The organism is Streptomyces sp. NPDC043680 (assembly GCF_056436685.1).
In genome coordinates this window covers 104,441-118,733 of record NZ_JBWKCE010000013.1, presented here as the reverse complement: position 1 = coordinate 118,733, position 14,293 = coordinate 104,441, and the positions used below count along the sequence as shown (strand labels likewise).

The 14,293-nt window shown below is 75.2% G+C and carries 12 protein-coding genes; 8 read left to right on the top strand and 4 right to left on the bottom strand.

The window, feature by feature from the left end:
* Positions 1 to 48: 48 nt before the first annotated feature.
* The 3 genes from AC0666_RS24300 to AC0666_RS24290 are packed head-to-tail and all read left to right on the top strand — an operon-like array spanning position 49 to position 4,084.
* On the top strand, positions 49 to 1,629 hold the full coding sequence (locus AC0666_RS24300) for an SDR family oxidoreductase (protein ID WP_478708275.1): 1,581 nt from the start codon (positions 49 to 51) through the stop codon (positions 1,627 to 1,629).
* Between the two features lie 17 nt (positions 1,630 to 1,646).
* Positions 1,647 to 3,020 (top strand): cryptochrome/photolyase family protein, encoded by a 1,374-nt coding sequence (locus tag AC0666_RS24295; protein WP_468964420.1) that lies wholly within the window; start codon positions 1,647 to 1,649, stop codon positions 3,018 to 3,020.
* Between the two features lie 59 nt (positions 3,021 to 3,079).
* Positions 3,080 to 4,084, top strand: coding sequence for a MerR family transcriptional regulator (locus tag AC0666_RS24290; RefSeq protein ID WP_478708274.1), 1,005 nt, complete (start codon positions 3,080 to 3,082; stop codon positions 4,082 to 4,084).
* Here AC0666_RS24290 and AC0666_RS24285 read toward each other — a convergent pair.
* Positions 4,011 to 4,640: an RNA polymerase sigma factor gene (locus tag AC0666_RS24285; RefSeq protein WP_468964424.1), complete on the bottom strand. Its 630-nt coding sequence runs from the start codon at positions 4,638 to 4,640 to the stop codon at positions 4,011 to 4,013. The genes AC0666_RS24290 and AC0666_RS24285 overlap by 74 nt on opposite strands.
* 52 nt (positions 4,641 to 4,692) lie before the next feature.
* Between AC0666_RS24285 and AC0666_RS24280 the strand changes: the two genes are divergently transcribed.
* The 4 genes from AC0666_RS24280 to AC0666_RS24265 all read left to right on the top strand — a co-directional run bounded on the left by AC0666_RS24280 (position 4,693) and on the right by AC0666_RS24265 (position 9,600).
* Entirely contained in the window at positions 4,693 to 5,286 is a 594-nt protein-coding gene (locus AC0666_RS24280) for a histidine phosphatase family protein (RefSeq protein ID WP_468964426.1), read from the top strand.
* A 321-nt stretch (positions 5,287 to 5,607) separates the two neighbouring features.
* A complete protein-coding gene (locus AC0666_RS24275; protein WP_468965395.1) occupies positions 5,608 to 7,101 on the top strand; it encodes an FUSC family protein in 1,494 nt (497 codons plus the stop codon).
* A gap of 218 nt (positions 7,102 to 7,319) precedes the next feature.
* On the top strand, positions 7,320 to 8,456 hold the full coding sequence (locus tag AC0666_RS24270; RefSeq protein ID WP_468964428.1) for a nitric oxide synthase oxygenase: 1,137 nt from the start codon (positions 7,320 to 7,322) through the stop codon (positions 8,454 to 8,456).
* 49 nt (positions 8,457 to 8,505) lie between these two features.
* A complete protein-coding gene (locus AC0666_RS24265; protein WP_468964430.1) occupies positions 8,506 to 9,600 on the top strand; it encodes a lactonase family protein in 1,095 nt (364 codons plus the stop codon).
* A 76-nt stretch (positions 9,601 to 9,676) separates the two neighbouring features.
* Here AC0666_RS24265 and AC0666_RS24260 read toward each other — a convergent pair whose 3' ends face one another.
* From AC0666_RS24260 to AC0666_RS24250, 3 genes are all read right to left on the bottom strand, one after another.
* Entirely contained in the window at positions 9,677 to 10,597 is a 921-nt protein-coding gene (locus AC0666_RS24260) for a sirohydrochlorin chelatase (protein ID WP_468964432.1), read from the bottom strand.
* Between the two features lie 108 nt (positions 10,598 to 10,705).
* Positions 10,706 to 11,392, bottom strand: a complete 687-nt coding sequence (locus AC0666_RS24255; RefSeq protein WP_468579675.1) for a uracil-DNA glycosylase — start codon at positions 11,390 to 11,392, stop codon at positions 10,706 to 10,708.
* 50 nt (positions 11,393 to 11,442) lie between these two features.
* Complete coding sequence (locus AC0666_RS24250; RefSeq protein WP_468964434.1) at positions 11,443 to 12,534, bottom strand: WD40/YVTN/BNR-like repeat-containing protein; 1,092 nt, start codon at positions 12,532 to 12,534, stop codon at positions 11,443 to 11,445.
* Between the two features lie 215 nt (positions 12,535 to 12,749).
* Here AC0666_RS24250 and AC0666_RS24245 point away from each other — a divergent pair, with 215 nt between their 5' ends.
* Positions 12,750 to 14,171 carry a wax ester/triacylglycerol synthase family O-acyltransferase gene (locus AC0666_RS24245; RefSeq protein ID WP_468964435.1) on the top strand — a complete coding sequence of 474 codons (1,422 nt, stop codon included), beginning with the start codon at positions 12,750 to 12,752 and terminating at the stop codon, positions 14,169 to 14,171.
* The last annotated feature ends 122 nt before the right edge of the window (positions 14,172 to 14,293 follow it).

The window sequence follows — 14,293 nt, the reverse complement described above, 5'->3', positions numbered from 1 at the left end:
CCCTCGCGGGGGAATCCCTACCGGGAACCACGACGAGCGGAGACGGTCATGACGGGTCTGCACTGCCTGGTCACCGGGGCCACCGGTTACATCGGCGGGCGACTGGTGCCCGAACTGCTGGCAGCCGGCCACCGCGTCCGGTGCCTGGCCCGCTCCCCGGAGAAGCTCCGCGACCACCCCTGGGCCGGCCGCGTGGAGGTGGCCCGCGGGGACGCCACCGACGCCGAGTCCGTCGGCGCGGCCCTGCACGGCATCGATGTGGCCTACTACCTGGTGCACGCCCTGGGCGGCGGCTCCGGCTTCGAGGAGCGCGACCGCTCCGCCGCCCGGATCTTCGCCGAACAGGCCCGGGCCGCCGGCGTCCGCCGCATCGTCTATCTCGGCGGTCTGACGCCGGCCGGCATCCCCGTCTCCGAACTCTCCCCGCACCTGCGCTCGCGCGCGGAGGTCGGCGAGATCTTCCTCGCCTCCGAGGTGCCCGCGACCGTCCTGCGCGCCGCCGTCATCATCGGCTCCGGCTCCGCCTCCTTCGAGATGCTGCGCTACCTGACCGAGCGGCTCCCCGTCATGGTCACCCCCAGCTGGGTCGGCACTCGCGTCCAGCCCATCGCGGTCCGCGACGTCCTGCGCTACCTCGTGGGCAGCGCGACCATGCCGCCGGAGGTCGACCGCGCCTTCGACATCGGGGGTCCCGACGTCATCACGTACGAGGAGATGATGCGCCGCTACGCCGCCGTGGCCCGGCTGCCCCGACGCCGCATCCTGCGCGTCCCCATGCTCACCCCGCGGCTGTCCAGCATCTGGATCGGCCTCGTCACGCCCGTGCCGCGGGCGCTGGCCCGACCGCTCGCGGAGTCCCTGCGCCACGAGGTGGTCTGCCACGAGCACGACATCGCCCGCCACGTACCGGACCCGCCGGGTGCACCGATCGGCTTCGACCAGGCGCTGACGCTCGCCCTCCAGCGGGTGCGCGAGGCGAAGGTGACCACCCGCTGGTCCTCCGCCGCCCTGCCCGGCGCGCCCAGCGATCCGCTGCCCACCGACCCCGACTGGGCGGGCGGCAGCCTCTACACCGACCGTCGCGCACTCTCCGTCGACGCCTCGCCCGCCGCACTGTGGACGGTGGTGGAGGGCATCGGCGGAGAGAACGGCTGGTACTCGTTCCCGCTGGCCTGGGCCGTACGCGGGTGGCTGGACCGCCTCGTCGGCGGGGTCGGCCTGCGGCGCGGGCGCCGGGACGCGGCTCGCCTGCGCGTCGGGGACTCCCTGGACTTCTGGCGGGTGGAGGAGATCGAACCGGGACGGATGCTGCGCCTGCGCGCCGAATTGCGGCTGCCCGGACTGGCCTGGCTGGAGATGTACGCCGAACCGGCGCCGCAGGCCGCGGCCCCGGGAGCACCGCCCGGCCGCGCCCGCTACCGGCAGCGGGCCCTGTTCCACCCGCACGGCCTCCTCGGGCACCTCTACTGGTGGAGCGTCTCCCCCTTCCACGCCGTGGTCTTCGGCGGCATGGCCCGCAACATCGCCCTGGCCGCGCAGCGGCTCGACGGCGCAGTTCCCGCATCCGTACGGCCCGTACCGGCCGAAGTACCGGACGACAGCCCACCCACCACGCCCCCTCGGCCCTGACGCGGAGCGACACCCCCATGAACGTCGCGGTGGTTCTCTACACCTCGGACCTGCGCCTGCACGACCATCCGCCCCTGCGCGCGGCCCTGTCCTCCAGCGACCAGGTGGTCCCGCTGTTCGTGCGCGACCCCGCGGTCGACGCGGCCGGCTTCGCCGCGCCCAACCGGCTCGCCTTCCTCGCCGACTGCCTGGCCGACCTGGACGCCGCGCTGCGCGAACGCGGCGGCCGGCTGATCCTGCGCTCCGGGGACACCGTCGCCGAAGTCTGCGCGCTCGTCCACGAAGCCGACGCCGACGAGGTCCACATGGCGGCCGGGGTCAGCGGCCATGCCCGGTCCCGCGAGGAGCGGCTGCGGGCCGCGCTCGAAGCCGAAGGCCGGCGGCTCTACGTGCACGACGCGGTGATCACCGCCACCGCCCCCGGCGCGGTGGTCCCCGCAGGCTCCGACCACTTCGCCGTGTTCACCCCGTACTTCCGCCGCTGGGCCGAGTGGCCGCCGCGGCCCGCCGCCCCCGCCCCCCGCTCCGTCCGCGTGCCCGAGGCGGTCGGCTCCGATCCGCTGCCCCGGCGCTCCGCCCTCACCGGGACCTCGCCGGGCCTCGCCCGCGGCGGCGAGAGCGAGGCCCGCCGCCTCCTGACCCGCTGGCTGAGCGCGGGCCTCGCCGGCTACGAGGACGCCCACGACGACCTGGCCGGCGACGCCACCTCGCGGCTCTCCCCGCACCTGCACTTCGGCACCCTCTCGGCCGCCGAGGCCGTCCACCGGGCGCGCGCCGCGGGCGGCCCCGGCGCCGAGGCCTTCGTACGGCAGCTGTGCTGGCGCGACTTCCACCACCAGGTGCTGGCCGCCCGGCCCGAGGCCGCCGCGCACGACTACCGCGACCGCCACGACCAGTGGCGCACCGGAGCCGCCGCCGAGGAGGAGACCCGGGCCTGGAAGGAGGGCCGCACCGGCTACCCCGTGGTCGACGCGGCCATGCGCCAGCTCCGCCACGAGGGCTGGATGCACAACCGGGGCCGGCTCCTCGCCGCGAGCTTCCTCACCAAGACCCTCTACGTGGACTGGCGGGTCGGCGCCCGGCACTTCCTGGACCTCCTCGTGGACGGAGACCTCGCCAACAACCAGCTCAACTGGCAGTGGGTCGCCGGAACCGGCACCGACACCCGCCCCAACCGGGTCCTCAACCCGGTCCGCCAGGGCCTGCGCTACGACCCCGAGGGGCGCTACGTCCACCGCTGGGTGCCGGAACTCGCCGCCCTCCCCGCCCCCCAGGTCCACGAACCGTGGCGGCTGCCCGGCCTGGAACGCGCCCGCTACGACTACCCGGAGCGGGTCGTGGAACTCGCCGACGGGCTCGACCGGTTCCGGCGCGGGCGGGGCTCCGGCTGAGCGCCCGCCACGGCTCCCGCCCGGCACCCGGGGCCGCCCGGGCGCCGTATCGTGGGCGGGTGGAGAGCGTGCCCCCGACACCCCCGCAGGACCTGCCCCCGGCTGCCCTGAGCACCGGCGCGGTGGCCCGCCGCCTCGGGGTCTCGCCGACCACCCTGCGCTCCTGGGAGCGCCGGTACGCGATCGGCCCGGCCCGCCGGGAGGACGGCCGCCACCGGCGCTGGACCCCGCAGGACATCGCCCGGCTGGAACTGATGTGCAGCCTCACCGCGCGGGGCGTACCGCCCGCCGAGGCCGCCCGGGCCGCGCGCTCCGGGTCCGCCGAGCCGGCCCCCGTGCCCGCCCGCACCCCGGGCGGTCCGGTGACCCTCCCGCTCGGGACGGTCCGCCCCGAGTGCCGCGGACTCGCCCGGGCCGCCGTACGCCTGGACGCGCCGACCGTGGCCGACCTGCTGGAGGCGTCCGTCGCCGAACACGGCCTGGTCACCGCGTGGGAGGAGGTCATGGCGCCGACCCTGCACGCGGTCGGCCGCAAATGGGCGACCGCGGGGGAGCGCTACGTCGAGGTGGAGCACCTGCTCTCCTGGCAGATCTCCGCGGCCCTGCACCGGATCCGGCCCGCCGCCGAGGCCGACCGCACCCCGCCCGTACTCCTCGCCTGCGTGCCGGGCGAGCAGCACAGCCTGCCCATCGAGGCCCTGACCGCGGCGCTCGGCCAGCGGGGTGTGCCGGCCCGCATGTTCGGCGCCGCGCTGCCGGCCGAAGCCCTGCACGACGCCGTACGGCGTACCGGCCCGCGGGCCGTCGTCCTGTGGGCGCAGTCCCGTACGACCGCCGACCCCGCACTCGCCCGCTCGGTGGCCGGCCTCGAATGGGGGCTGCGGGGCGCCCGCGGGCAGGCCGCGCTGCTGCTCGCCGGGCCGGGCTGGGGCGCGGGGCTGCCCGGCCCCCACACCGAGCGGCTGCACGGCCTGCGCTCGGCCCTCGCGGTCATCGCACCGCCGCAGCCCCCGCCGGGAGCGAACGGCGCAACTGGTGCAGGGCCCGGCGCATATGGCTCTTGACGGTGCCCAACGGCAGCCCGGTGCGGTCCGCGATCTGCACCTGCGTCAGGTCCCCGTAGAAGGCCAGGCGCAGCACCTGCTGCTGCGCCGACGGCAGCCGGGCCAGTTCCCCGAGGATCAGCACCCGGTCCACGGTCCGCTCGGGCTCCGGATGCGGCAGGCTCCCCGGCCGCTCCGCGCCGGGATGCAGCGTCCTCGCGGCGGCCTCCACCGACCTGGCCCGGCGGGCCCGGGCCTCCAGCGCGTCGGCCACCTTGTGCCGGGTGATACCGGTCAGCCAGGCTCCGAGACCGCCGGGGCCGGGCCGGTAGCGGCCGCGGCCGCGCCAGGCGGCGAGGAAGACCTGCTGCGTCACGTCCTCCGCCTCCCGTTCGTCCCCCAGGCCGCGCCGGGCGAGCGAGTGGACCAGCGGGCGCCAGCGCCGGTAGACGGCCTCCGTGCAGCGCTCGTCGCCCGCGGCGAAACCGGCCGCGAGGCGCTCCTCGCGCTCCTTCTCGTCCATGGCCCGAGCCTCGCGACTCCGCACCCGCGGGGTAAAGTTGCATCGTTTTCGCATCGAATTGCGGGGTGAGGCGCGGCGGGAGCGGCCCGCGGCTATCGTCCGAAGAATGAGCGACCTGCTGCTGGTGAGGCACGGAGAGACGGCCTGGAGCGCCTCCGGGCGGCACACCGGCCGCACGGACGTACCGCTGACCCCGGCCGGAGTCGAGCAGGCGCTCTCCCTGGTCCCCTTCTTCGAGGACCGGCGTTCGGCCCGGGTGCTGACCAGCCCGCTGCGCCGGGCCGTCGCCACCGCCGAGCTCGCCGGGCTGGCCGACGGCGCCGTGGATCCCGACCTGTACGAGTGGGACTACGGCGGCTACGAGGGCGTGACCACGGCGGAGATCCAGCGCACCCGCCCCGGCTGGTCCCTGTGGACGGACGGGGTCCCGCCCGGCGACGCCGAACACCCCGGTGAGAGCGCAGCCCAGGTCGGCGCCCGGGCCGACCGGGTCCTGGCCCGTGTCGCCCCGGTCCTGCGGCAGGACGGGGGCGACGTCGTCCTGGTGGCCCACGGCCACTTCCTGCGCGTCCTGACGGCCCGCTACCTGGGGCTGCCGCCCGAGGACGGCCGCCTCTTCCTGCTCCGCACCGGCACCGTGAGCACCCTGTCCACCGAACACGACCTCCCGGTGATCGCGGCCTGGAACGCCCGCCCCTGAGCGGCTCCTGAGCGGGGCGTCGGACCGGGCCTCCAGCCCCTCCGCCCGAGCGCCTGGTGCATTGGTCCGGGCCTGGCCGCTCACCTGCCGTCACGGCTGTGCCAATGGTCCAGTGTCGGCGGCCGGACTTGAGCCAGTGGGTCGGCACGTGCTTATGTGTGTCGTATCCATGTACTTTCGGCGCCGTGCAGCGCCGGGCGGCAACGAGGCCGACCCGGAGCGCGGTGCCTTCGCCGTGCCCGCCTGCCGCCCACCACCCCCGGGCCGGCGCCGGGCCGGCGCGCACCACTGCAAGGGGGGCGGCACACCGCCGTGAAGAGGATGTTCGTGGCTCCGGATCCGGGGCGTCTGAGACTGCGCAACTCCCTGCGTGCCGTGATCGGCGTCGCCTGCGCCGTGGCCGTGGCCGAGCTCTGCGGCCTCTCCCTCACCGCCTCCATCACGGGAGGCCTCGCGGCCCTGCTCGCCCTGTTCACCGTCGCCGACTCCACCGTCCGCGCCCAGCGGGTGACCACCGCCCTGCTTCCCGTGGCGGGATTCCCCGTCCTCGCGCTGGCCACCACCCTGCACGGGATGCCCTTGGCGCGGGACGCCGCTTTCCTCGCCGTCGTCTTCGCCGGGGTCCACGCCCGCCGCTTCGGGCCCCGCGGGCATGCCCTCGGGATCTTCGGCTTCATGATGTTCTTCGTCACGCAGTTCCTGCACGCCGTGCCCGGGCAGCTGCCCGAGCTGTACGCGGCCGTCGGGCTGGCGCTGCTGTCCGCGGGAGCGGTCCGGTTCGCGGTGTGGCCCATCGAGCGCAAAACCCCTCCCGCCGCCGCTCCGCCGCCGCTGCCCGGCACCGGGCTCGCGCGGCCGACCACGCGGCAGGCCTTCCAGGCGACCGCCGCCTGCGCGTTCGCCCTGGGGATCGGCCAGGCACTCTCGGAGGACCGCTGGTACTGGGCCGTCGGCACCGCCTGGTGGATCTTCGTCAACACCGCCTCCCGTGGCGAAACCCTGGTCCGGGGCTTCCGCCGGGTCCTCGGCACCGTCCTCGGCATCGCCGCCGGACTGCTCGTCGCCGTCCCCCTGCACGGAGCGCCCGCGCCCACCGCCGCGCTGGTCGCCGTATGCGTCTTCGGCATCTTCTACACCGCGGCCCCCTCGTACTCCTGGATGATGTTCTTCGTCACCGTCATGGCCGGCCTGCTGTACGGGCTCCTCGGGGTCCTGCACCCAGGACTGCTGCTCCTGCGCTTCCAGGAGACGGCGATCGGCGCACTGGGCGCCGCCCTCGCCGTGGTGCTCGTTCTCCCGGTGACCACCCATGCCGCGAACCACGCCTGGATCCAGCGCGCCCTGCACTGCGTACGGGCTTCCACCGCCGCCTCGCTCGACCGTCTCGCGGGCAACCCGGACGCCGACCCCGCCCCGCACGTCGCCGAGCTCGAACTCCTGCTGGCGCGCGTCCGGATGGCCCTCGCTCCGCTGGTCCACCCGCTGAGCCCGCTGCGTGCCCGCAAGGCCCGCGCCCGGCAGGTCCTGGCCCTGCTCGACGACTGCGCGCGGGAGGTGCGCGGGCTGGTCGCGGTCGCCGCCGATCCGCAGGCCTCGCACGACGCCCGCCTGGCCGCCGCGTGCTGGCGGGTGGAGGCGGCGGTCGAGGCGCTGACCGCCCCGGGCGGCATGGCGGAACTCTCCGCTCCGGCCCACCCCCGGCCGGACGCCGAGGAGCCCGCCCTCGTGCACCTGCACGGCCTGGAGCACGCCCTGGTGGCCCTCCACGCCCCGCTGCGCACGGACCCCCGGGCGCCGCTCGTCATCAGCGCCTGACCTCAAGGGCCCCTACCACACGGACGCGGAAGCGGTGGATCCTACGCCCCTTTGACGCCGAGGGGCGGGCCGTTGCGCGACGATCACCCGGTGGGAGGGTTCCGCGTGCTCGGGGCGTCCACCGCTGACCTGCGGCATGTACAACCGGTGATTGTTGATTGCACATTCATGCGGCATGTACAGGGTGGATCTGTTCGGACAGGGGGTAATCGCCCGGGATGGAAATACTTCAACAGCGCTCGACCGCCACTGAGGTGGCGGAAGCGGCCGAGGAGTTCATCCGACTCTTCCACCGGGAGAATCCGGAGGCCGGTGATCCGCGGCCCCGCATCGCCGCCGTGCGGGACGAGCTCGCGGACACCGGCACGTACCGGCACACCCCGCAGGAACTCGCCCACGGGGCACGGGTCGCCTGGCGCAACAGCAACCGCTGCATAGGCAGGCTCTACTGGAACTCACTGCGCGTGCGCGACCGCCGTGAACTCACCGACGCGGACGAGATCGCCGCCGAGTGCTTCGAGCACCTGCGCGAGGCCACGAACGGCGGCCGCGTCAGACCCACCATCACGGTCTTCGCCCCCGACGCCCCCGAGCGCCCCGGCCCGCTGATCTGGAGCGAACAGCTGGTCCGGTACGCGGGCTACGGCGACCACCCCTCCGTCACGGTCGGCGACGCCCGCAACGCCCCGCTCACCCGGGCACTGCTCGACCTCGGCTGGACCGGCGGCGCCGGCAGCCCCTTCGACCTGCTCCCCCTGGTGGTACAGGGAGTCGACGACAAACCCCGCTGGTTCGACACCCCGCCGGACGCCGTGCTGGAGGTGCCGATCGAGCACCCCGACGAGCCCGGCTGGGCGGACTGGGGCCTGCGCTGGCACGCCGTGCCCGCCATCTCCAACATGTGCCTGGAGATCGGCGGGATCCACTACCCCGCCGCACCCTTCAACGGCTGGTACATGGGCACCGAGATCGGCGCCCGCAACCTCGCCGACACCGACCGGTACAACCTCCTCCCCGCCGTCGCCCGCCGACTCGGCCTCGACCTGTCCAGCGACCGCTCGCTGTGGAAGGACCGCGCGCTGGTCGAGCTCAACCGGGCCGTGCTGCACTCCTTCGACCGGGCGGGTGTCACCATCGCGGACCACCACACCGAGTCCCGGCGCTTCCTCGCCCACATGGAGCGGGAGGAACGCAAGGGGCGCGAGGTGGGGGCGGACTGGTCCTGGATCGTGCCGCCGATCTCCGGCTCCGCCACGCCGGTCTTCCACCGCACGTACGACGACAGCCCGAGCTCTACGGTGTACGTGCACCACGACGGCGCGCGGGAACGGGCCCAAGGACGGGACTTGGTCTAGACCTTCTGTTACGGTCGCCCCACGGAGCGGAACGGCGGAAGGGCGACCTGTGGACGACGTGAACGGCGGGACCGGTACGCAGGGTTCGGCGCGCAGCGCCGGACACCTGGCCTACATCGGCTCCTTCACCTCGGGGGGCGGCCGCGGGATCACCACCGCGGCCGTGGACCCGGCCACCGGGGCGCTGACCCCGCTCACGGTCACCGCCACCCCCGAGAACCCCTCCTGCCTCGCCCTCGCCCCGGACGGCCGGGTGCTCTACGCGGTGAGCGAAGCCGACCGGGGTGCCGCGCTGGCCTTCCGGACCGGACCCGAGGGGCTCGCCGCGCTCGGCGCCCCCGTTCCGGTCGGCGCCGCGGGGCCGACCCACCTCAGCACGGCCGGCGGCCGGCTGCTGACCGCCAACTACACTTCCGGCAGCGTCAGCAGCCTGCCGCTCGCCGCGGACGGCAGCCTCTCCGGGCCCGCCGCCGTCCTCGCGCACCAGGGCAGCGGCCCGGACCCCGAGCGGCAGCAGGGGCCGCACGCCCACCAGGTCCGGCCCGACCCGACCGGCCGCTGGGTGCTGAGCGTGGACCTGGGCACCGACTCGGTACGGGTCTGTGCGCCCGACCCGGCCACCGGCGGGCTGCGCGTGCACGGCGAGACGGTGCTCCGGTCCGGGTCCGGGCCCCGCCACCTCGCCTTCCACCCCGACGGCGACGTGGTCTACGTGCTGCACGAGCTGGAGCCGCAGATGACCGTCTGCCGCTGGAACGGGGCCGCCGGGCAACTGGAACCGGTCTCGGAGGTTGCGGTGGCCCCGGAGGGCGTTCCGGGCGCCCCGCGGGCCTATCCCTCGGTGGTCGCCGTGTCGGCGGACGGGCGCTTCCTGTGGGCTGCGGTGCGCGGCGCGGACACCATCGCCGCCTTCTCGCTCGCCGACGGAGCCGAGAAGCCGCAGGCCGCCGCCACGGTGGGCTGCGGGGGCAGCTGGCCGCGCGATCTCGTCGCCGATCCGTCGGGGCGCCGGCTGTATGTGGCCAACGAGTGGTCCGGAGACGTCACCTGGTTCGACCTGGACCCCGTCACCGGCGAGCCGCGCCGGGCCGGATCGGTGGCCGTGCCTGCGGCCGCCTGCGTGGTCTTCGCCCCCCTGCCCTGACCGCCGCGCACGACGGACGAGGGCCCGCTCCCGGAATCCCGGGAGCGGGCCCTCGTCCGCGGGCAGGACGGACCGGTCAGTGGGCGGCAGCGCCCAGCGAGAGCCCGAGCGCGGCGGAGTACTGGGTGACGACGAGCTTGCCGAGCGCCGGGTAGGCGCCGAGCACCTCGGCGGCCGCACAGTCGGCCTCCTTGCACGCCGTGTCCAGCAGCCCCTCGGCGGCTTCCGGGCCGATCAGGTACGGGGCAAGCGCGAGCTGCGTGGAGCCCTCGCTGCGCAGCTGCTCGGCGACCGAGGCCACCGAACCCTCCTGGTCGAGCGCGGCGGCCTTGACGGGCACGGCGAGGCGGGCGGCCAGCAGCATGCCGGTGACCGCGGCGACCTGCACCGCCTCTTCGCCACCGGTCGTGGCCACGACGATGCCGTCGGCAGCCGTGGTCACGGTGAACAGGCGGGCGCGGTCGGCGCGCGCCAGACCCGCCTCGGAGAGCCGCACGTGCAGGCCCTCGGCGAGCAGGGGGTGCGGGCCGAGCACCTCGGCCAGCTCGACGGCGGCCGAGGAGTCCATGACGGCCTGGCGGATCCGGCGCAGCAGGTCGGCGTCCGGGCCGGCCAGCAGGGGGACGACCACGGCGTCCGGGCCGGTGGGCGCGGGCACCTCGTGGCCGGCGGCGCGGGCGAACTCCGCGCGCGCGGTCCGCTCGGCCGCGACCGCGGTCAGCACGCCGGAGAGGGACGGGAACTCGGAGCCCTCCTCGTCGACGCCGTCGAGGAAGCCGATGCGGGCGTCCAGGCCGGGCAGCTCGGAGCGGCCGATGCTGGTGATCTCTTCCGCGAGCCCCCGCGAGGCGGCCGAGGGGGCACCGGGCACGGCGAGCACCAGCGCGGGCGCGCCCTCGGGCGCCACCGCGGGCTCGGGCCGGCGGTGCCGCCCGGTCTGGCGGGGTCGCGGCATTCGTACGGGCAGGCCATGTTCGGGCCCAGTGGGGGAGCTCATGGCGCCGCATGCTACTGGTTCACCGGAACCCGGTGTTCGGGCAGGGCCCAGACGGGCGGCGTTTGTCCCTATTTATCCGTTGAATGTCGTATAAGGTTCAACCGTCGGTCAACTCGCGGCCGGCAGACGCCAGTCGACCGGCTGCGCACCCTGGCGGACCAGCAGGTCGTTCGTCCGGCTGAACGGTCGGGAGCCGAAGAACCCGTTGTCGGCGGACATGGGGGAGGGGTGGACGGACTCCACCGCCGGCAGGGAGCCGAGCAGCGGCCGCAGATTGCGCGCGTCCCGGCCCCACAGGACCGAGACCAGCGGCTTGCCGCGGGCGGCGAGCGCCCGGATCGCCTGCTCGGTGACGGCCTCCCAGCCCTTGCCGCGGTGCGCGTTCGGCTTGCGCGGGGCGGTGGTCAGGGAGCGGTTGAGCAGCAGAACGCCCTGCCTGCTCCAGGGAGTCAGGTCGCCGTTGGCCGGACGAGGCACCCCGAGGTCGGAGTGGAGCTCGCGGAAGATGTTGTCCAGGCTCGGCGGTACGGGGCGCACCTCGGGGGCCACGGAGAACGACAAGCCCATCGCGTGCCCCGGGGTGGGATACGGATCCTGGCCGACGATCAGCACCTTGACCTCGTCGAAGGGCTGCTGGAAGGCGCGCAGCACGTGCGCCCCGGCCGGCAGGTACGTTCGGCCCGCGGCGATCTCGGCGCGCAGGAAGTCTCCCATCGCGGCGATCTGCCCCGCCACCGGCTCCAGAGCCCGGGCCCAGCCCGGCTCGACGATCTCGTTCAACGGTCGTGCTGCCACAGGCGGTCACTCTACTGGCTGCACCGCAACGCCCGGCCACGGCCACCGCCCTACGCGTCCAGCACCGCGGCCCGTACGCACAATACGTCCGGCAGGTGTTCGGCCAGCAGCTGCCAGCTGTCCCCGTCGTCGTGGCTGGCGTACAACTCGCCGTTGCGGTTGCCGAAGTAGACCCCCGCGGGATCGGCGTCGTCGGTGCACAGGGCGTCGCGCAGGACCGTGCCGTAGTGGTCCCCGTCCGGCAGTCCTCGGGTGAGCGGTTCCCAGGTGGCGCCCGCGTCCTGCGTACGGAAGACCCGGCACCGGTGCTCCGCGGGCACCCGGTCGGAGTCGGCGTTGAGCGGGAAGACGTAGGCGGTGTCCGGCCGGTGGGGGTGGGCCGCCACGGCGAAGCCGAAGTCGGAGGGCAGCCCGCCGCCGATGTCGGTCCACCGCGCGCCCGCGTCGTCGCTGCGGTACACGCCCCAGTGGTTCTGGAGGTACAGCCGCCCGCGGTCGCCGGCGTCCTGGGCGATCTTGTGCACGCACTGGCCGAACTCCGGTTGCGGGTCCGGCAGGAACACCGCCGAGACGCCCCGGTTGGACGGGGTCCAGCTCGCCCCGCCGTCCGCGGTCCGGAACACCCCGGCCGTGGACACCGCCACCGTCACCGCGTCGGGGTCGGCCGGATCGGTCAGCACCGTGTGCAGGCCCTCCCCGCCGCCGCCCGGCATCCAGCTCTTGCGGGTCGGGTGCTCCCACAGCGGCCGGACCAGCTCGAAGGACTGCCCGCGGTCGGCCGAGCGGAACAGCGCGGCGGGCTCCGTCCCGGCATAGACGACGTCCGGTGCCTCGGGCCCGGCCGGATGCAGCTGCCACACCCGCTCCAGCGAGGCACCGGTGTCCTTGGGGAACTTGACGGCGGGCGCGGCCGGTTCCTGCCAGCTCGCCCCCAGGTCGTCGGAGCTGAACACCGAGGGCCCCCAGTGCGCGCTGTCCCCGCCGACCAGCAGCCGCGGGGCCGGGCCGCGCCGGTCGACCGCGACGGCAGACACGGCCTGGGCGTTGAAGTGGGGGCCGCCGAACTCCCACGGGCCGCCGCCCCGCCTGCGGCCGATGAAGAGGCCTTTGCGGGTCCCCACGAGCATGAGCACATCGGACATGGCCGACACCTCCGGACTGCGTTGTCCCGGTCGTCTGCAGAGCATCTTCCGGCCAGTCTGCACCTCCCCGCCGACAGCGGCCCGGCGGGAACACGCTGCTCTGACCAGCCGATCACCATCGATCAACCGTGTGTGAAAAGGGGTGGTCTACTTGATCGTAGGAGGGCCGGAGGAGTTGACTTTCAGCCCCTGCCGCCGCACGCGAGAGGCACTACGTGGTCACCGAGCACCTGTCCCCGCTCGACCTCGCCTTCTGGCGGATCGAATCCGCCACCCATCCCATGCACCTCGGAGCCCTCGCCGTCTTCGACGCGACACCGCGGACCGACGCGCCCGTTGCCGACCGCGCCGGGACCGACCGCGCCGGCGCCGCCCGCCGTGGCAGCGCCGTCGGCCGCCCCGGCGCCGTTCCCCGTCCCGACGCGGCCGCCCGAGCCGCCGAGCTGCTCGCCGCCCGCTGCGCCGCCGTGCCCGGTCTGCGCCGCAGGATCCACGACGTGCTGCTGCCGGTCGGCGCAGCCGCCTGGTCGCCCGACCCGGACTTCGACCCGGCCCGGCACGTGTTCCTCGTACGGACCGGCGATCCGCAGCGGGCCGCCGGGCCGCTGATGGCGCGCCCGCTGGACCGGGACCGGCCGCCCTGGGAAGCGCACGTACTGGCCGGACCGGACCCGGACTCCTTCGCAGTGCTGTTCAAGTTCCACCACGCCCTCGCCGACGGGCTCGGGGCCCTGGCGCTGGCCGCCGCCCTCTTCGACGAGGGCTGCGCCTTCGCGGGTCCCGAGCGGCCCGCCCCCGCCCCGCGGCCCGCCCGCTCCCTGCTGCGCAGCCTGCCCGCAGTGCTGACCTCCCGCTTCCAGGACGTCGGCCAGGCCCTGGAGATCGGAGCCGCGGTGGCCCGGGCCGGGCTGCCCGTCGGCGTCCCGGCCGCCCTGGCCGCTCCGGTCCCGACCGGGCCCGGAACCCGGGCGGTCGCGGGCCTCGCCCTCGACCTGGACGAGGTCAACCGCATCCGGAAGGTCTCGGGGGGCACCGTCAACGACGTGCTGATCGCCGTCGTGGCCGGCGCGATGCGGCGCTGGCTCGTCGGCCGGGGCGACGGGGAGCCCACGGGCGCCGGGCCGCGCGCCCTGATACCGGTGTCCCGGCGCAGACCGGGTGGCGGCGCCAAGCCGTACGGGAACCGGCTCTCCGGCTACCTGCTGAGGCTTCCCCTCGCCGAACCGGACCCGCTGCGCCGCCTGGAGCGCGTCCGCACCGGCATGGACCGCAACAAGGAGGCCGGACCCGCCCGCGGGGCCGGGGCCGTCGCCTTGCTCGCGGACCACGTCCACCCGCTCGGCCACCGCCTCGGCGGCCCCTTCGTCGCGCAGGCCGCCCGGCTGCTCTTCGACGTCCTGGTCACGAGCGTCCCGCTGCCGAGCTTCACCTTCTCCCTCGGCGGCAGCCGTGTCCGGGAGGTGTACCCGCTGGCCCCGCTGGCCCGCGGCCACTCCCTCGCGGTGGCGGTCTCCACGTACAAGGGAACGGTCCATTACGGCCTGGTCGCCGACGCGGCGGCCGTCCCGGACCTCCCGGACCTCGCGCAGGCCCTGCGCGCCGAGCTGGACGACCTGGTACGAGTGGTGCGCTGCTAGGACGCCCCGGACGGCACCCCGGGCCTCGGGGACCAGGAGCCCGGGGCCAAGCCCGCGCGCGGCATTCCGCTAGTGCTGTGACCGGCAAGGTCCACCGGGTCGCGCCGCCCGGCACGGCACCT